Source organism: Leuconostoc citreum, from assembly GCF_007954785.1.
Taxonomy (GTDB): Bacteria; Bacillota; Bacilli; order Lactobacillales; family Lactobacillaceae; genus Leuconostoc; species Leuconostoc citreum.
In genome coordinates this window covers 289,822-309,274 of the sequence record NZ_CP042410.1, presented here as the reverse complement: position 1 = coordinate 309,274, position 19,453 = coordinate 289,822, and the positions used below count along the sequence as shown (strand labels likewise).

12 protein-coding genes are annotated in these 19,453 nt (G+C 39.5%); all 12 read right to left on the bottom strand.

What is annotated here, in order from left to right; translation table 11 throughout:
* Positions 1-155: 155 nt before the first annotated feature.
* The 12 genes from FGL72_RS01500 to cdaA all read right to left on the bottom strand — a co-directional run bounded on the left by FGL72_RS01500 (position 156) and on the right by cdaA (position 19,429).
* A complete protein-coding gene (locus FGL72_RS01500; RefSeq protein ID WP_146992371.1) occupies positions 156-6,329 on the bottom strand; it encodes a glycoside hydrolase family 70 protein in 6,174 nt (2,057 codons plus the stop codon).
* Positions 6,330-6,532: 203 nt separating this feature from the next.
* A complete protein-coding gene (gene hisC, locus FGL72_RS01495; RefSeq protein ID WP_146992369.1) occupies positions 6,533-7,597 on the bottom strand; it encodes a histidinol-phosphate transaminase in 1,065 nt (354 codons plus the stop codon).
* Between the two features lie 79 nt (positions 7,598-7,676).
* Entirely contained in the window at positions 7,677-8,480 is an 804-nt protein-coding gene (locus FGL72_RS01490; RefSeq protein WP_004909008.1) for a Cof-type HAD-IIB family hydrolase, read from the bottom strand.
* Positions 8,481-8,532: 52 nt separating this feature from the next.
* A complete protein-coding gene (locus tag FGL72_RS01485) occupies positions 8,533-8,712 on the bottom strand; it encodes a hypothetical protein (protein WP_004903787.1) in 180 nt (59 codons plus the stop codon).
* Positions 8,712-10,187, bottom strand: coding sequence for a signal recognition particle protein (ffh, locus tag FGL72_RS01480; protein ID WP_004903790.1), 1,476 nt, complete (start codon positions 10,185-10,187; stop codon positions 8,712-8,714). The genes FGL72_RS01485 and ffh overlap by 1 nt, the downstream gene beginning before the upstream one ends.
* Positions 10,188-10,257: 70 nt before the next feature.
* Positions 10,258-10,602, bottom strand: a complete 345-nt coding sequence (ylxM, locus tag FGL72_RS01475) for a YlxM family DNA-binding protein (protein WP_004909011.1) — start codon at positions 10,600-10,602, stop codon at positions 10,258-10,260.
* A complete protein-coding gene (gene ftsY, locus FGL72_RS01470) occupies positions 10,599-11,837 on the bottom strand; it encodes a signal recognition particle-docking protein FtsY (RefSeq protein ID WP_146992367.1) in 1,239 nt (412 codons plus the stop codon). Before ftsY ends, ylxM begins: the two co-directional genes overlap by 4 nt.
* A gap of 2 nt (positions 11,838-11,839) precedes the next feature.
* Entirely contained in the window at positions 11,840-15,394 is a 3,555-nt protein-coding gene (gene smc / locus FGL72_RS01465) for a chromosome segregation protein SMC (protein ID WP_146992365.1), read from the bottom strand.
* Between the two features lie 3 nt (positions 15,395-15,397).
* The gene (rnc, locus tag FGL72_RS01460) at positions 15,398-16,099 is read right to left on the bottom strand and encodes a ribonuclease III (RefSeq protein WP_004903552.1); all 702 of its coding nucleotides are present in this window, start codon (positions 16,097-16,099) and stop codon (positions 15,398-15,400) included.
* Between the two features lie 85 nt (positions 16,100-16,184).
* Complete coding sequence (gene glmM / locus FGL72_RS01455) at positions 16,185-17,552, bottom strand: phosphoglucosamine mutase (RefSeq protein WP_146992362.1); 1,368 nt, start codon at positions 17,550-17,552, stop codon at positions 16,185-16,187.
* Between the two features lie 18 nt (positions 17,553-17,570).
* Complete coding sequence (locus tag FGL72_RS01450) at positions 17,571-18,617, bottom strand: CdaR family protein (protein WP_146992360.1); 1,047 nt, start codon at positions 18,615-18,617, stop codon at positions 17,571-17,573.
* On the bottom strand, positions 18,614-19,429 hold the full coding sequence (cdaA, locus tag FGL72_RS01445; RefSeq protein WP_004903559.1) for a diadenylate cyclase CdaA: 816 nt from the start codon (positions 19,427-19,429) through the stop codon (positions 18,614-18,616). Before cdaA ends, FGL72_RS01450 begins: the two co-directional genes overlap by 4 nt.
* Positions 19,430-19,453: the final 24 nt, after the last annotated feature.

The window sequence follows — 19,453 nt, the reverse complement described above, 5'->3', positions numbered from 1 at the left end:
ATAGTTAATAGTAGTTTACCCCATAACCGAAGCATTGACACTAGTTTTGCTTATTTGTCATGAAACTGTCTCAATTATGCGAGAAATATTTAGCACAACAAAAAAAGGTAACACCATCCGCTGATAATGTTACCCTCCTTTGTTGAATCCTTCCCTTAAGCTTGCAAAGCACGCTTATCAATCCATAGCTTGTCTTCTTGTCCGCTTAACGCGAACTGACTCCATGTGATCCCTGAAGCACTCGTATATTCTCCTGTCGCATGGACAACTTGATTTTGATACGCAGTTGCCATGTTAACTAGCTTAGCATTCACTTCCCCATAGGGTGCGCCACTAAACACACCATCACGTGTTGTCCGTGGCACAATCTTAGCTTGATAATCAACCACCTTCGTTACTACTGGTGAAAATGACCGTTGATCAATCCAGTATTGTGTCCCATTCACTGTCGCTAAGTACCATTGATTACCCTGGGCATCTGAATGTTGCTTTGTTACTGGCACGGTTTGCTGGTTATAGTTTGTCACATAATCGACAAACTGCGCCCCCGCTTCACCATATGGTGCTGTCTTAAACATCCCATCTGGTCGTTGGCGTGCCACAATCGTTGCATTTAATGCCACCACCTGGTCAAAGGTCGCAGTAAACGCCCGCTTGTCAATCCATGTGCTTTGACCATTCAAATTCGTCAAGTAATATGTGTTGCCGACTTCGTTTGAATAAGCTTTTGAAATATGGACATAGCGCCCATTAGCCGAACGCGTATCACCAGCCCATTTAGCCCCACTCATCGTATAAGGTGCGTTTAACCACAAACCATCTGTCCGTTGGTTGCTATTCACATACATATCATCATTCATGGCTTGCATGATTGTTGTGCTCAAAGCGCGACTATCAACCCAGACCTGTTGATTATTTAGCGTAATAAGACGCCATTGTGCACCGTAGGCATCTTGCCCTTGCTTGGTCACTTGTACATGTTGCCCATTGTAATCTGCCGTCATGCCTATGAGTTGTGACCCTTGACCACGATATGGCGCATTCAAGAATAACCCATCATTACGACCATTGCTATTCACATAGAGCTGTTGACTTGTATCACTGACTTGCATCTGTGCCAATGCATGGTTATCAACCCAGACCGTCTGACCCCCAAGGACAACCTGACTCCAGACCGTGCCTTGATCATCAAAGTACTGTTGACTAACGGTAACTGTTTGGTTGTTGTAATTTTTAGCCAAACCGGCTAACTTATAACCCGGTTGACGGTATGGCGCATTTAAGAATAACCCATCAAGATTACTAGTTGTATTGACAAAGACTTTTTGATTCATGTCATGTGTGAAATTGGTATTCAATGCCTGACTATCAATCCAGTACTGTGTCCCATTAAAACTAATCAGACTCCAGTCTTTACCAGAAACGTTCGCCACCCCGGCAATGGTCACTTGTTGGCCCTTGTATTGGTTGGACATCCCAGCTAATTGATACCCCTTGACTTGGTATGGCGCATTCAAGAACAACCCGTCATTGCGGTTTGCATAACTAATGAAGCTTATTTGGTTCATCGTTTTAAATGGTGTCATAGTTAACGCACGACTATCCACCCAAAGCTTTTGTCCTTGTAAATCACCACCAGCAAAGGTAATTAAGTTCCAACTCACACCCTTACTATCTGTGTACTGGCGCGTGACTTGCACTTGTTGCCCTTCGTACTGTTTCGTATGGTTAATATACTGCCACTTAAGATCGTTACCATTTTGGTCTTTTGTTACAACACCGTAAGGTGCGTTAGCAAATAAGCCATCTTCGCGTAGCGAGCTAGTGATGTAGGCAGTGTAGTCTGTGTTAACCCCAATTGTATTGTTCGCATCAGAATCAATAGTAATATAGTAGCCATTACCATCCCAAGCTTGGGCTTTCACAGTATCGTTATTTCCTGTAGCTGAGTCAAAATAATATTTATTGCCTTTACTATCCTTCGCATAACTATCTTTTATTTGGACACCATTACTAGCAAAATACTGTAAAGTATCAGAATCAAATTTAAATAGTCCGCGAGACATAGTCCCATCAACATTTAGGTGATAAAAATTATTAGCATCATCGTTAATGTATTTATCTCTCACCATCTTACCTTGATCATCAAAATAATAGACATTACCACTATTATCCGTTCCAAAGCCTTTGCGCAACTCGACACCATTTGGCATAAAGTAATAATTACCGTTTCGTGTGTTGACACTAGTTTCGACTGTTCTTATAGGATTTTCGCCTTGCTGCGAACGCGCCATGTAACCATCTTTATCAAAGTAATACCAATTACCATTACCATCTTCAATAAAAGTATCTTTTGCTTGGTAACCGCTAATTGAGTAGTATTTCACACCAGAGGCATCACTAATGAAACCAGTTTGAGAATCCTTATTCTGTAACTGTAGTGGCAAAAATACTTCATCAGTTTTTGCAATGTTAAAATACTGATTGGTAGCCCAGTCTTTCAAAACATAATAAGCGCCCCGATGTAAAATATTGGTCCCGTTCATATATTTAGCTGACCATTGCTTAATTTTTGTAGAAGCATCAATTGGCTGACCTGTCGATACTTGGTTCTGTTTAAATAATGATGAATACTCTTCTTTTAGTTTATCTAAAAATTCGCCACCATACTTTGACTGATAATCCACACCACTACTTTTAGTATTAGCAACATAGAGTAAGTTGACAAAATCCGTGTCTTTTAGTTGATTTCCCCGTTCGTCTACTCTAGTAGCAGTAACAACTTCCTTTCCTGGTAAAGCATATATTTGGTCGGGAACCCAATCAGCTATAGCCTGCATGCCGTTTTTATGTAATGCCTCTATTGCATTACGTAAATCCTGATCCGTTCCATACTTTGTTGGGTTAGGGGTCCCGTCTGCCTTGTTAAAGCCTAAATCATATCTATCCGTAAATGCATAACCATTATTTAAGAAAGAATCTAAGAATGACATGCCACCGTAATTAGTGTCACCACTAGACCTATATTGAGGTGCTAACTCAAAACTAGTAATACCTAATTTCTTAAACATTTCAGCATTTGCTGCAATAACAACATTTGTACTTTGCTCAGGAGAAGTCGGCATCGCTTGAAAGTTTGAAAAACCTTCATATATAACATTAGAATCTAATGCAGCATTTGAATGAAATACAGAACCATCGTTACTTGATGATGCTTCAGTTGCCACTGTACGAGCATCTTGTGAATCACTAGCTCCAACTGGCACCCAGACACCTAAATAACCCGAAATTAAAGCATTTAATGATCCCTTCATCTCGTAATTTATAATAGTTCCATCTTGCTTCACAAACGTATTTGTCTTATGGAAAATCAAGTCACCATTGTCATTTGTTCTCAAAGTTGGTGCTTCATCATCACTATTATAAACATCAATTCCTGAGTCATTTGATAATGCTAAGGCACGGTAAAGTTGATTCTTATGCGCCTTTCCCATATGCAAGGTAATGGTCTTATCATTGTTCAACTTAAGGTCAGGGTTATTACCAACAATGACACCGATGCCTTGATTTTTATAATCTTGGCTATTGTCTTGTGTTGTGGTTTGATCTGATGTCATAATTCCTTTACCAAATCGAACACTTGTTAACAAATCAGTTTCGCCATCTTTAAGGTCTTTTCCAGAACTATCGGTAGCCATTGTTTGCCCACCAGAAACATATTTTATTCTAGCTTTGAGCAACGCTGAAATAACACGATTATAAATCGTCTCATTTTGCATATATTGCCCACCCTCGTAATACATATCTCCATAATAGACACGCGGAATAGTATCCTTATTCGTCAGCAACATTGCATAGGCACTAGGTAAGTTATAATCGTTATACTTTTTGAAACCAGACGGATTATTTTGATCTTGATAGTAGAATTCCATTCCCTGAGCCAGTTGGTCAAAAGTGAAGGTATCCTGCATGTTTTTAATAATACCATGATCAATCATGGCTCTTCTAATTGGATCTTGAGCATCGTAATCATGCGCTCTAATAAAACTGTAGTTTGGAATAACTTGTGTATCGCCTGCGTTAGCAATTCTATTAACTAAAGTGCCAGAATTTTGACGGTTCTTATCTACTATCTTCTTATTAAGATCTCCATTAAGATAATAGCCAGTATCTAAGAAATACCACATGTTACTCCTGTTGTTGGCACCATGTGTTAGAGAATTGCCAAACTGTGAAGTAACTGTGTAATCCATTGTTAATTGCGCATTGCCCTGTTGATTAACATACTGAGGATCTTTGCCATTCCAGTCTTCTAAAATAGACAAATGCTTATTGGCATTGGCGTCACTTTTATTTGTACCATATAGAGCTTTAAAATAATCGCCAGCTATTTTTAGTAAATCGGCATCAACATTATCAACAGCATCTACACGAATGCCATCAAAATTCGCATTGTCATTATTACCTGTAATACTACCAAAATTCATTAAATAGTGTAGCCAGTTTAACTGCTCAGCTTGAACAATCGGATTTGAGTTGTCAATATCGTTAGCTAATAAGAATTCAGAGCCTTTACCATCAGTTGTATCTTTCGAACCATCTATATTAACTGGTTGACGTCCTAGTTTTCTGTTATTTCCTGAATCAGTATTCGGCGTCCGATGTGAATCATCTTGATAAGCTAGGAATCCCCCTTGAAGCCACTGCAATCCATCAAAAGCTTCGTCTTCTGTCTGTTTATTCCAATTAGCTTGTGTCGTCACAAAGCTATCAATTGCATCACGTAACCACTCAGTACTTTTTTTCAAAGATATTTGTTGTTCAATTGCTGTTTGAATAACAAAGGCTGCGTCATTTAGTGTTTTTTGTGACGTAGCTGCTGTATAAGTGGTCGTTATACCAAGTCCTTTACTAGACATAAAATTCAAGTAATTTGCTTGTGTTTGTTTGTCAGGCCACCATGTCATTAAAAGCGGACGCATATCAGTTTCGGTAGATGCCGTCCAAGTATCTCCATTTTTTAAAATATCGTTTGGACGATACCATGTATCTGCTGTTAAGTAACCATCAACATTTTCAAAACTACTTTTATCATAAGACTTTGCGGCATTGTGAGGAGTATTTTCATTACTTTGTGATACCAATCCTTGATCAAATTGATATTCAATCGCTGTTTTACCCGCACCTGTATCAGCATCGAAGTACATAAACTGATTATTGAATGTTCCCGCGTAATTTTTTCTCAGGTGGCCTTGTTCATCAAGATAATATGTCTTTCCTGAAATAGTTTGCAACCCTGTTAACATCACACCGTTTGCGTCAAAATAAAATGTATTCCCTGCAACATCTGTACTAAATGCATTCTTTACCTGGTTACCATTTGCGTCACGGCCCTGTAATTTACCGTTAATTATTTCAGTATTGGCAACGGCATTACCTGTGTTTGGTGCAAAATAAATACGTTTATTGTTAACATCTTGGAAACCACCCTTTATTTGAACCCCTTGTTGGTTAAAATATTGTAGGTTCCCATCAATTGTTTGCAAGCCGATTAACGGTTGGCCATTACCATCAAAATAGTAAGTTTGCCCAGAACTATCGGCGACATAACTTTTCTTTAATTGGTTGCCTTGCGCATCATATCCTTGAGCTTTACCGTTAACAATATCAACATTTGAACTAGCTTTCCCTGTTACTGAATCAAAATAGATATGCTTGCCGTTGACATCTCGGAAGGATCCCTTGACTTGATATCCATTGTCATCAAAATATTGTAAATTACCATCAATATTTTGCAAACCTGTTACTTGTTTTCCTGAAGCATCTATATAAACAAAGTAGCCATTGTGATTTTCATAGTGACCCCCAGTGATGGGATCAGATAAATTACTGGTAGTCAGGCCTTTAGCAGTATCTACTGTTTGTTGATTAGCAATTTTGGTCTGCTTAGAAATATTTTTATCATCTTTTTTTGATGTATCATCACTGATTACTGATAAATTTTTTTCGTTATTTTTTTTAAGTTGTTCCGCAGTAAGCAGAATCTGATTGGTCTTCTGATCGACACGATTGCCGTCTGAATCATACCAAAAACCATCTGTTCCTTGCTTCAAACTATCATTATTAGTTGATGGAACCGGTACCTTTTTTTCGCCAGAATCATTGGTTCCTGTATTATTTATTTGCTTAACAGCGACATTCGGATTTGTATCAGCATTGACTGTTGTTACAGTTGAAACCCCCAATACCGCAAATGCAGTAGCTGCTGCAACCCAAACCTTACCGGATTTATAAAGTTTTTTACGGGTAACTGTTTCTTGTTGTTTCATTAATTACTCTCCCTTTCATGTGACCAAACATGATACAGTATTTGGTGCATCTATCACCACAATAAGATAATACCATATTTATTAATTTTATTAACATTAAATAGTAGAATCGTAACACGCTATTAATATTGTCATGCAAAATTAAATAATAGGAATTACAAATAAAAATAGCTAAGAGAAGAACATATTCTCTTAGCTATTTTTTAAAAATTCAATAAAATGCGCTGCATCCCCTCATTATCAGACACAGTTCCTAATGCAATGCGAATCCATTCGGCATTTAGGCGGTCATTAATTTGATACCCTTCTGACAGAAGAGCCTCACCAACACGTTTCGCATCACCAACTTTAATCCAGAGAAAGTTGGTTTGTGATTGATAATACTTAAACTGGTGTTTCGTCAAAAATTGTTCAAATTTTTCACGTTCAGATCTCACCTTAGCGACAACTGATTGCAGATAAAGTTGATCACTAAGGGCAGCTACTGCACCTGTGATTTGATAGGTATTTAAATTATATGGTAAACGTACGGCCTGTATAACCTGATAAAGTGGTCCCTGCATGACGCCATAGCCGATTCTCAGGTTTGCCAGACCATAAGCTTTCGACAAGGTACGCAAAACGACTAGATTGGGATAATCCTTAACGTCTCGTATAACGGTAGCATCTATTTGATCTACGAAGTCATAATAGGCTTCATCAACAACTAAAACAACTGATTGTGGTAATTTCTGCAAGAAAGATAAAATATCTGATCTTGTCTCAAAAACACCTGTTGGGTTATTTGGATTAGCTAGCCACACCATCGTGGTATGTTCATCGACCGCATCAAACATTGCATCAAAATCAACATGCCCAGTATCTTGATTCACAGGAATACTTTTAGTTGTCGCTTGTTCAATTTGAGCGTGCATGGCATACTCACCAAACGTAGGATTAGGCACAATAACGTTATCATTTGGCGTTAAGATAACTCGCGTCAACAACTCAATTAATTCGTCAGCCCCTGCCCCGAACACAAGTGAGTCTGGGTTCACTTGCTCTAGCTTTGCAACTGCCTGTCTTAGTGCTGTGGCTTGCCCGTCAGGATAAAAGCCTAAAACATCATCTGATACATCTCTGATTGCTGGACCAACCTTTGGTGATGGGCCATATGGAGATTCGTTGGCCGATAGTCGTGCCACGTGACTGACACCATAAGTTGCTTTCACTTCTGCTACAGGTAATTCTGCTTCATACGCTGCCATATTTTTGATTGTTTCTTTCATATTAACACCACTCTCATTAAATACTTATTTTTCTAATTAATCATAACATTTTAACCACAAAAAAACACGCACCAGCGTGTTAAATTTTTTCTAGTATGGTTCGCAATACACCATCATGATCATTATCAGCAACACTAATCGCAAAATCATGTTTAAATAATTCTTCGTCGGCATTGGTCATTGCAACAGGTTGCCCCACATACTCCAACATTTCCAAATCATTGAGACCATCGCCAAAGGCCATAATCTCTTCCGGTGCTATCTCTAGTGTTTCTGCGATATAAGATAAGGCATTCGCCTTATTAACATCTGGGTTCACAATGTCAATTGCCCCATAACCAGAGGTCGTTACATGCACCTTGTTGCCTAACACAGCTTTTGCCTCACGCATAAACTCATATTCTAATTGTGGCAGCACCAGCGATATTTTTAAAATAGGTTCAGTAATTTCATCAACAGACTCAATAATGGTCAAGTTCTCAAAGTAAGTATGTGCCCAAGATAGATACTCATCATTAGGTTGTTTAACAATCATATATGCACGTCTTGCGGCTACGAATGATACCCCCAACTGCAAACTTTCAGTAAACTTATCTGCTAAGTTATCAATCACAGCTAACGCTTCATTAGGTACAGACCAGACGTGCTTTAATTCGCCATCTAAAATCACTTCTGCACCGTTATTAGCAATAAGCTGATATTGCCCTTTAAAATTTTTGAAATAGTCGTGCACTTTTTGAACATGATTTCCTGTGGCCACAATAAATTGACCACCTTGCGCATGTAATTGATCGAGCACTTGTTGAAAAAGTGGTTCATTGAAGGTCTTGTCACTTTTTAAAAAAGTCGCATCAAGATCTGAAGCAATTAATTTGACTGACATATTTCTCCTTTATTCTATCCAGTACACTACCGTTGCAACATCAGCCCCCATATTAGTGTAACATCCACCATGATAAAAATCGAATTAGCCCAAAGATGACTAACGCTACAACAGCTGCCCAAAAAATTGATAATAAAATAGTTAAAATTGAGACGTGTGGCATGTTTAGCAAATTCGAGCCCAAGACCACCACAAATACAAATATTGGTAGCACAATTGCCAATTTATTCATCACTTTTTACCGCGCTTCTTTTTTGCCTTTTGTAAGCGTCGAGCTGCTTGTTTAATGGCAAAATTTTGAACCTTTTGACCAAAGTTGCCTTTTGGCATACCGCCACCCATGCCGCCCATCATGGCAGACATATCCATACCCGAGCCACCCATCATTTTATCAAGGCCCCCAAAATTACCATTGGTGGCTTGATTCATCATCTTACGCATTTGGTCAAATTGCTTAATCATGCGATTAACTTCCACAATTGGTCGGCCAGCACCGGCAGCCAAACGACGACGACGAGAAGGATTAATTAAGTCAGGATTTTCACGTTCGGCTGGTGTCATTGAACTAACAATGGCTTCAAGATGAGAAAATTGTTTAGCATCAATATTCACATTAGCTAAGGCTGGATTATTTGCCATTCCTGGAATCATCTTTAACAAATCTTCCATCGGACCCATTTTTTGTACTTGTTTAAGTTGCGCAACAAAATCATTGAAATCAAATGTATTTTGTCGCATCTTTTCTAGCTGTTTAGCTTGTGCTTCTTCATCAAAATCACGTTGTGCTTTTTCAATCAACGTCAGCACATCACCCATGCCTAAGATACGTGACGCCATTCTGTCAGGATAAAAAACATCCAAATCTGTTGGCTTTTCGCCCTGACCAATAAACTTGATTGGCTTGCCAGTAACATCACGTATGGATAATGCTGCACCACCGCGCGTGTCGCCATCTAACTTGGTCAAAACAACACCAGTTAAGTCCAAAGCAGCAGAGAAACCTTTAGCCGTTTCTGCCGCATTTTGTCCGGTCATAGCATCTACTGTCAATAAAATTTCGTCTGGTGACGCAATATCGGCAATATCTTTTAATTCTTGCATTAAGGTTTCATCAATTTGCAAGCGACCAGCCGTATCAATAAAAACATAATCATTTTTATTTTTATGGGCCTCAGCTAGGCCTTGTCGAACAATGTCACGTGGGTTAATGTCTGTTCCCAATTGGAAGACAGGAATACCTAAATCACGCCCCAAAATTTCTAATTGATCAATGGCAGCAGGGCGATAAACATCGGCCGCAATGAGTAATGGTCGCGCATGCTGTTCGTTTTTTAATTTGTAGGCTAACTTGGCTACCGTCGTTGTTTTTCCGGCACCTTGTAATCCAGCCATCATAATAACTGTCGGGATTTTAGGGGATTTGTTGAGTGGGACAGCTTCCTCACCCATCGTTGCTGTTAACTCATCATTGACAATTTTAACTACTTGTTGCGCTGGGTTCAAACCCTCTAAAATATCCGCACCACTCGCTTTCTCACGAACATTAGCTACGAACTTTTTGACAGTTTCATAATTGACATCGGCCTCCAATAAGGCCAACCGTATTTCGCGCATCGTTGCACGTAAATCTTCTTCACTAACACGACCACGACCGGTTAAGTTTTTCATTGCCTTGGACAGGCGTTCAGTTAAATTTTCAAAAGCCATAATATTTACTATACAACTCGTTAAAGAGTTGTGTATTTCCTCCTGATTTATTAGCGTATCACGCCACAAGTCAATCTTCTATTTCATGTGCCAATAATTGTGAAACCAATTGTTTCAACGTTTCATCGTCACGATAATGTAAATCAATATAGGCTTGTACTTGCTTTTCAATTGCCGATCTGGCTTCAAAATTCCGTTGTAAATGTAGGACATGTTCATATTTTACAAGCTGATCAATGCCACGCTTAATATTATCAGAGACGGCTTGTCGACTGACAAGCTCTGCTTCTGCAATTTCAACAATCGAGTAATCATCTTCAAAATAATAACGCAAATAATCCTGCTGTTTCGTTGTGAGTAATTCACCATAGAAACCAAATAACCCATTTATGCGATTTTTTTCTTCAAAATTCATTCAATCAAGTCCTTAAACAAGCTATAAATAAATTCCTCCGGTTTGAATACGCGCAAATCACTCGCTTTTTCACCAAAGCCAATCCATTTTACAGGCAAATGCATCTCGCTACGAATAGCAAACACAATACCACCCTTAGCAGTACCGTCCATCTTAGTCAGTACGATACCTGTCACATCTGATGAATCTTTGAAAAGCTTTGCTTGCTGCAACGCATTTTGTCCTGTTGTGGCATCTAAGACCAACAAAACCTCATGTGGGGCATCCGGAATTTCACGTTGTATAATGCGTTTCATTTTTTCTAACTCTTGCATCAAGTTGACATTGTTCTGCAAACGACCAGCTGTATCAACAAACAAAATGTCATAATGTTCATCCCGTGCCTTGGCAACAGCTTCAAACACTACCGAAGCTGGATCTGCTTTTTCTTTTCCAGCAACGACCGGTACCCCAGCACGTTCGCCCCATTCTTGTAACTGTTTTGTTGCCCCCGCACGGAATGTGTCTGCAGCAGCAAGCAAGACCGATTTGCCTTGTTGCCGATATTTTGTAGCTAACTTCCCGATAGTTGTGGTTTTACCCACACCATTGACACCGACAAATAGAATAACTGTTGTCCCGTTCGCATTAAAGTGCATTGTTGCATCTTCATCAACGCCGTCAGCCTCATATAAATCAACCATTTTCTTAATGATGACATCACGTACGTCTTCTTTACGTTTAGCGTTTTCTAATTTAACCTCTTCACGTAATTCATCAGAAATTTTAATGGCCATATCAAAGCCTACATCGGCACCAACTAACGTTTCTTCAAGCTCTTCAAAAAAATCTTCGTCCACTGAACGGAAGTTAGCTAAAAACTTATTGAAACGAGCGGCAAAGCCTGTCCGCGTTTTTTCCAGACCCTTATTATAGACCTGCTGTTCTGACTCTGTTTCTGTTTCTGTTTCTGTTTCTGTTTCTGTTTCTGTTTCTGTTTCTGTTTCTGTTTCTGTTTCTGTTTCTGTTTCTGTTTCTGTTTCTGTTTCTGTTTCTGTTTCTGTTTCTGTTTCTGGCGATTTTACTACCGGTGCCTCAGATTTGTCAAGTTCTGATTGTACATCATGTTGCTCTTCTAACAATTGATCCGATGTTTGATCTGAGAGCGATTCTGACGATACACGGCTAGCTTGTTGATTGCTTTCCTCTTCTTGATTATCAGTTTTTTTCTTACGGAAAATATCAAATAGTCCCATAGTTATCCCACGCTTTCTCTTGCTTTATCTAAATCGACCGCAATCATTTTGGAAATACCTGCTTCTTGCATGGTAACCCCATACAAAAGATTAGCTTTCATCATTGTGCCTTTACGATGTGTAATTACAATAAATTGTGTCTCTCCTGAGAAATGATATAAATATTGCGCAAAGCGGTCAACGTTTGCCTCATCTAAAGCTGCTTCTGCTTCATCTAATACCACGAAAGGTACCGGTCTAACTTGTAAAATAGCAAATAGAAGCGTAATAGCAGTTAAAGCTTTTTCACCACCAGAAAGTAAGCTCATTTGTTGGAACTTTTTACCAGGTGGTTGTGCAATAATATCGATGCCTGTTGTTAATAAATGTTTTGAATCTGTCAGTCGAATTTCTGCTCGGCCGCCACCAAACATTTTAGAAAATACTGCTGAAAAATGTGTCGCGATTTGGTCAAAGGTTGCTTTAAATCGCACTTGCACCTCTTCATCCATTTCATCAATGGTCTGTAACAGCGTATCGCTGGCTAACTGTAAATCATCTCGCTGTTGATTTAGAAAATCAAATCTAGTTTTGACTTCTTCATATTCAGTAATAGCGCCAATATTAACCGATCCAATCTCATCCAAACTTTTTTTGACTAACGTCAATTGTGAGGTGATTTCTGGTAGTTCATCAACTTGGTGTTGCCCTAAGACATCACTAATATCAACTAAATCGTATTGTGTCAATAATTGCCCTTTAATGTTGTCTAGTTGTGTTTCCAATCGTGCTAAGGCAGCAGCAGTCTGACTCTGAGCTGTAATGTGCACTCGTAAATTTGCTTGCTGAGCTTCGAATTGTTCTTCTAAACTCGTTGTGACATCTGTCAAACTATTAAACTGTTCAGTTTGCTTATCAAAATCATTTTCTGCTTGCACTAAACGCGCTGATATATTGGCCACTTTTGCATCATGATCATCGTTATCTTGCGCCATAACAAGCTGTTTTTTCATTGCGCTGTGTTGCGCTTGTAATGCCGCCAAACGATTTGTTACAGTGTCGTTTTGGTTAGTGAGTTGTTCAAGCTGCTCATTTAAGCCATCAACGCGTGTCTTCATTGTAACATGTTGCGTCTGAACAAGCGTTTGTTGTGTTTGATCAACCTGTGATTGCTCTGACAAGTGTGCTAACGCTGTTTTCAATTCAGTAGCTTCTGACTCTAACGTTGCTTTTTGATTGGTTAAGCGTTGCAATGACTTTTCATCAGCAACTAATTTTTCTAAAAGATCAGCTTGTTGTGCCTTGATATCAGTCAATTCAAACTTTAGCGCATCAACTGTACGCTGTTGCTGTTTTAAGGCATCTTGCTGTCGCGTCAATTCATAATCTACTTGGTTCACTTGATTTTTTGCCGTTGCATATTTTGTTTCTGCAGCCTGACTAGCTTCTCTTAACGCGTTCAAACGCTTGCGTTCTTCTTGCAATGACTTTTCTTGTTTTTGTGATGCGGCTGTTAATTGCGCCACTTGTTGATTAAGATGATTTATTTCGGCTTGTCGGCTTAAAATAGTCGCCCCTTGTTTCTGATTCGCACCACCGGTCAAAGAACCACCAGTATTAATAATCTGGCCATCTAATGTCACAACACGAAAACGATGCTGCCCAGCCTTTGCAATGTGTGTTGCCGCATCGAGATTCTTAGCAATAACTGTCTGTCCAAGCAAATTAGACTTGATTTGGCGCATATCTTTGGGCATTGTCACTAAGTCAGCTGCCACACCAATGAAACCGCTAATTGACTCAACATGATAAAGTCCCGATAACTGTCGAGATTTCATGGTATCCATCGGCAAAATTGTCACACGACCAGCACGTTTTTTCGTCAAATAAGAAATAACTTGTTTAGCTGTATCAGTTGTATCAACAACCACTTGCTGTAAAGCGCCCCCTAATGCAGTCTCAATAGCCAAAGTGTAATCAACCGGTACTGTCAGCAATTCAGCAACAACACCCTGAATGCCTGGATAAGCCTGACGAATGTCTGGTTTCATTAATGCACGAACACCTTGATAAAAGCCAGCATATTCATCAAGTGCATTGCGTGCATCCAACTGGCTACGTACCTTATTTAAATCGCTCAACAATCGGTACCAGTTTTGTTCATCAGCCTGATATTTTGCTTCTGCAGTGTCAATTTGTTGTTGCCAATTGGCGAGTGCTTTCTGCAAATCTTTTAATACTTGACTCGTCTGTTGTTCCGAATCACTGCTAGGTAAATCAGCTGACAATGCGTGCAAAGCAGCCGTTTCACTTTCTAATTGATTAGTCAATTTAGCCAAGCGCGCGGTTAAGTTGCTTTTGGCTTTTTCTTCAGTCTGCAATGTATTATGAACAGTTGCTATATCTTGCATTACTTCAATATAATTATGTCGATTCTGTTCTAATTTTTGCTGCGTGTCTTTTTGTTGCGCTAACTGGTGGTGCCGGTCAAATTTTTTGAGTTGCGTTTTTAATTCATCTGCAGCGACTGTCAGTTTTTGCTTTTCTATTATCAGGCTGTCTTTTTTCTTCGTTAAATCATCTTGTTCTGATTGTAACTGTGTTATCTGTTGTGCCTGAATTGTTAGACTATCGTTCAGTGACTTGATTTGTTGCGCACTTAAATTGCTCGCACCAATTAAACGTTCTCGTACTTGCGTGTCATGTAAGATATTTTGTTGTAGTTTATCACGTAATAATTGTGCACTGATACGTTCTTGACGTTTATCGGCCAAGGCTTTATTTAGCACATCTAGTTTAGTTTTATCTTGATTGACAAGCCCGTCGTTGGATTCAGCACGTCGCGTGGCTTCAATAATTTTCAGCTCTAAGTCATGATGTGTCAGGGCGAGTTGTAAACGATTAAGTGCTTCGAAGCGTTCTTTCTGTGCTAGATAATCAGTTGCCTGTGCTGATTGTTCTGCGAGTGGGTCTATCCGCCCTTGAATTTCATGTATGATATCTGCAACACGTGCTAAATTGTCCCGCGTTTGTGTGAGTTCCTTTTGTGCCCGATCCTTATTTTGCTTATATTTATGAACACCAGCCACTTCTTCAATAATGGCACGCCGATTTTCTGGTTTTGCATTGAATATGCTTTCAACCCGACCCTGAGAAATAATAGAAAAGCTCTCACGGCCCAAACCGGTATCAATGAACAAATCGTGAACATCTCTCAAGCGACTTTCAACACCGTTAATTTGATATGAACTGTCTCCAGAACGATAAAGTTTACGTGTAATTCTAATTTCACTAAAATCAGAATTAACATAATGATCTGTGTTATCAAAAGTCATTGAGACTTCGGCCCGATTTAACGCGCCCCGCATGTTTGTCCCGCCAAAAATCACATCGGTCATCTTAGTGCCCCGTAAATCTTTAGCGCTTTGCTCGCCCATTACCCAACGCATCGCTTCAATAATATTTGACTTACCAGAACCATTGGGGCCAACAATACCTGTCATACCCGGCATAAATTCAATAATTGTTTTATCAGCAAAAGACTTAAAGCCACTGATTTCGAGTGATTTAAGTTTCATAACTTATTTTTCTTCCAATAATTTTAGTGCCGCTCGCGCTGCCGCTTTTTCGGCGTCTTTAATCGACTTACCTGTTCCACGTGCTAATTCGTGATCATCTACAGAAACACTTGCCTCGAATAATTGTGCGTTATGAGACAATTGCTGTTCATTTTCAGTCCGATAATCAATATCAACAGCGCCGTTTTTTTGTAGTTTCTCTTGTAAACGGCTTTTAAAATCAATAAAGCGATCAAAAAAATCCGTATCTACAGCAGCAAACAATGTCTGATCCAAAAACTTTCTGACTGCCTCGAATCCTTGATCTAAGTACAAGGCCCCAATAAAAGCTTCCCAAATGTCTTCTAATAAGGAATCACGATCACGTGCACCCGACATTTCTTCTCCCTTACCTAAACGAATACCCTCATTTAAGTGGGCTACCCTGGAAAAATGAGCAAAAGAGCGTGTTTGAACCATGGCAATACGCATTTCCGTTAATTGCCCTTCATGCCAATTAGGATAGCGCTTGAAAAGATACTCTGCCACAGAAACCTGCATGACTGAATCACCTAAAAACTCTAGTCTTTGATAATCACGTCCTGGTTCATCAGGATGTTCATTCAGATAGTTACGTTGTGTTAGTGCTTCGAGCAACAATGTCTCATTATTAAATTGAATGTTGAACTCTGATAATAAATATTGTTTAAAACTGTCTTGTGACACGGTTTTTTCCTTTGAAAATATAGTTTTACACTTTATTATATCAAAAAAAGCACCTCGTTTTTAATAAACTTGGCACTTCCTTACTTTATGATACATTTGCTTGATCTCTTACAACCGCTGCAATAGCTTCAACATATTTCTCAACTAGTTCAGTTGTTGGTGCTTCCGCCATAACACGTAGTAACGATTCTGTGCCAGACGGGCGAACTAGCACGCGACCATCGCCAGCCATTTCAGCTTCTACTTCAGCAATTTTTGCGAGGACAGCTGGATTTTTTTGTATAGCAACTTTATCAGCAACTGCGATATTAACTAATTTTTGTGGGTAAACTTGGACATCAGCAGCTAATTCAGATAATTTTTGGCCAGTTTCTTTCATAACATACAATAATTGTAATGCTGTCAGCAGGCCATCACCAGTAGCTGCCCAATCTCTAAAAATAATATGACCAGATTGTTCGCCGCCTAAATTGTATCCAGACTTAATCATTTCAGCCATAACATAACGGTCACCAACTGCTGTTTTCACACTCGTCATGTCATGAGCCGCTAATGCCTTATAAAAGCCGATATTACTCATAACAGTTGATACCACAGTACTATGCTTTAATCGGCCTTGTTCATTCATGAATTTGCCAGTGATATACATGATTTTATCGCCATCGACAATGTCACCATTTTCATCTACAGCAATTAAACGATCACCATCACCATCAAACGCTAAGCCAGCTTGCACTTCACTAGATTTTACTAAGTCGGCCAGTGCTTCTGGATGTGTTGATCCCACACCATCATTAATGTTAAGCCCATTGGGTTCAGTGCCCATAGTCACAAAATCCGCATTTAAATCTGCAAACAATCTTGGCAGTAAGTCGCTTGTTGCGCCATTAGCACCATCTAAAGCAACTTGCATACCAGATAAATCCGTTGGAATGGTTTTCTGCAAAAAACTCATGTACTTCAAAGCACCTTCAGGATAATTACTAGCAACACCTAAACCATTAGCACTTGGTCGTGGCAAAGTGTCTTCTGGTGAATCCAATAATTGTTCAATTTCATATTCCAATTCGTCGGATAACTTGAATCCATCCTTACCAAAAAATTTAATGCCATTATCAGCAGCAGGATTATGCGAAGCAGTGATTTGTACCCCCGCATCTGCTTCCAAATTCTGAACTAAGAAAGCAACAGCAGGTGTTGTGATAACCCCTAACCGCAACACGTCAATACCAACTGATAAGAACCCGGCAATCATGGCTTGTTGCAACATATCACCAGAAATACGTGTATCTCGACCCACAATAACAACCGGCTTTTTATCTGATTCAGCGTGGCGTGTTAAAATTGCCCCACCAGTTCGTCCTAAGCGGAATGCCAATTCCGGTGTTAATGTTTCGTTAGCTATGCCACGTACACCATCTGTTCCAAAATATTTTAACTTAATTTCTGACATCTTCTTGTCCTATTTTCTTTACTTACTGCTTGAATTTGCACTGCTACTGCTATTACTGCTGCTTGATGAACTAGTAGACTCTTTGGCGGACGAACCACCGTTATTCGTATTGCTACCATTATGCGTCACGTTAGCAGTAACCGTCGATGAATCATAGCGAGCAATGCCGTCAATGCTTGGTAAATTGATTTTGACAGTACCTTGATTTTGAATATTCGCCACATCAACTGGCACACTAATGCTATTCATAGCATTAAGTATATCAGAAGAGCCGAATGCCGTCACATTTTTAGAGTCAAAGGTCACTTGATACTGACTCGCATCCCCATTCTTTATCGTTGCGTTTAACTGTAGTTTTTTTGAATCTTCTGGTGCAATGTTGACGGTCACATTGACCACACGTTGGCTAAATCCAACCTCTACTTCGTTACCATTTTTGTCAAGGGCAACAAGCCGTGTACTTTGCGTCACAGTGTCTTTGACGCCATTTTGCAATGGTACCCGAGCTATCACTGTCGCAACTGACTCGACATTAGTCTTAGGGCCACTAATAGTCACTCGCTTAGGATCAACACTTGTATCGCTAACCGTATAGCCTTTTGCAATAGCATTTTTATCATAAGTCACATTGACAGGTAATGTTGTCGTAGTACGTTTAGCAATAGTGACCGTTATCTTCTGAGGATCAACGGTTGAGGTCAATGATGAATTCACACCGCGCAATGCGATTGTAACGGTATGCTTTCCTGGGGCTAAGCCTCTTAAATCAGCACTAGCCTGTATATCATTACGACTTTGTGCTGCCGAAATTAGAGCGCCTGCCCCCTCAATAGATACTTGTACAGTTGTTGGCGCGCCAATTGCAACATAACGGTCACTATCAAACTGCAAATTCAATGGGATTTTTAGCGTTGCTTTTTTCTCAGGAATTAATGTTGAAAAATTATCTGCTCCCCTTGAATTAGCTACTCCTGACTTTGTACTGATAACATAGGCAAACAACAGCAATGCAATAAGTAAAGAAATCACGAGATTTACAATTTTTGATTGTCCAATCTTTTTCACTGTGCACGTCCCCCTCTTTGCCACCAATGACGATTCCTAACAGGTGCGGTACGTTCAGCTAAGAATTGCTTTTCAAAAAAGTTCATATAACTTTCCTGATCCATATGCCGTAATAAATCACCATTTTGTGTAATCGAAATTTCGCCAGTCTCTTCAGACACAACAACAGTGATAGCATCACTGGCCTCGGATATACCTACAGCTGCACGATGTCGCGTACCAAGTTCTTTTGGAATACGTGTACTTTCAGATAATGGTAAATAAGCTGAAGCGACTGCCACACGCGCTTTACTGATAATAACAGCCCCATCATGCAAGGGTGTATTAGGAATAAACGTATTAATCAATAATTGCCCCGTCACATAGGCATCTAACTTAATGCCTGTCTTAATGTACTCGTCAAGTTGTGCATCTCTTTGAATCGTAATTAAAGCCCCAATACGACGTTTTGACATATATTGTAATGCGACATCTAAGCTTTTGATAAGCTGGTGCTCAAACGTATTATCAATATGTGCACGTCTGAGCGTCAATCGTCGTCCTAATGTTTCAAGGCCACGGCGAATTTCTTGTTGGAAAATGACTACCAAAGCAATTGGCGCCCAAGTAATGAGTTGATCCATTACCCAAGATACTGTTCCTAGACCCAAATACCAACTAATGACTTTAATTAAGATAACTGCGCCTACGCCAAGCAAAATTTGCAAAGCACGTGTGCCCTCAACAAATTGAATAATCTTATAAAGTAAAAACCAAATGATAGCAATATCAACAGCATGCATCATATTACTGATTGTTAAGTATGGTAACATATAAATTCCTTTTCCTAATTTATG

What these genes read in the sequence shown, in the direction of transcription:
- ylxM (WP_004909011.1), bottom strand. Translation starts at nt 10,602, where the DNA reads ATGAATTTTGAAGAAAAAAATCGCATAAATGGGTTATTTGGTTTCTAT.
- ftsY (WP_146992367.1), bottom strand. Translation starts at nt 11,837, where the DNA reads ATGGGACTATTTGATATTTTCCGTAAGAAAAAAACTGATAATCAAGAA.
- ffh (WP_004903790.1), bottom strand. Translation starts at nt 10,187, where the DNA reads ATGGCTTTTGAAAATTTAACTGAACGCCTGTCCAAGGCAATGAAAAAC.
- glmM (WP_146992362.1), bottom strand. Translation starts at nt 17,552, where the DNA reads ATGTCAGAAATTAAGTTAAAATATTTTGGAACAGATGGTGTACGTGGC.
- FGL72_RS01490 (WP_004909008.1), bottom strand. Translation starts at nt 8,480, where the DNA reads ATGTCAGTCAAATTAATTGCTTCAGATCTTGATGCGACTTTTTTAAAA.
- FGL72_RS01500 (WP_146992371.1), bottom strand. Translation starts at nt 6,329, where the DNA reads ATGAAACAACAAGAAACAGTTACCCGTAAAAAACTTTATAAATCCGGT.
- hisC (WP_146992369.1), bottom strand. Translation starts at nt 7,597, where the DNA reads ATGAAAGAAACAATCAAAAATATGGCAGCGTATGAAGCAGAATTACCT.
- FGL72_RS01485 (WP_004903787.1), bottom strand. Translation starts at nt 8,712, where the DNA reads ATGAATAAATTGGCAATTGTGCTACCAATATTTGTATTTGTGGTGGTC.
- cdaA (WP_004903559.1), bottom strand. Translation starts at nt 19,429, where the DNA reads ATGTTACCATACTTAACAATCAGTAATATGATGCATGCTGTTGATATT.
- smc (WP_146992365.1), bottom strand. Translation starts at nt 15,394, where the DNA reads ATGAAACTTAAATCACTCGAAATCAGTGGCTTTAAGTCTTTTGCTGAT.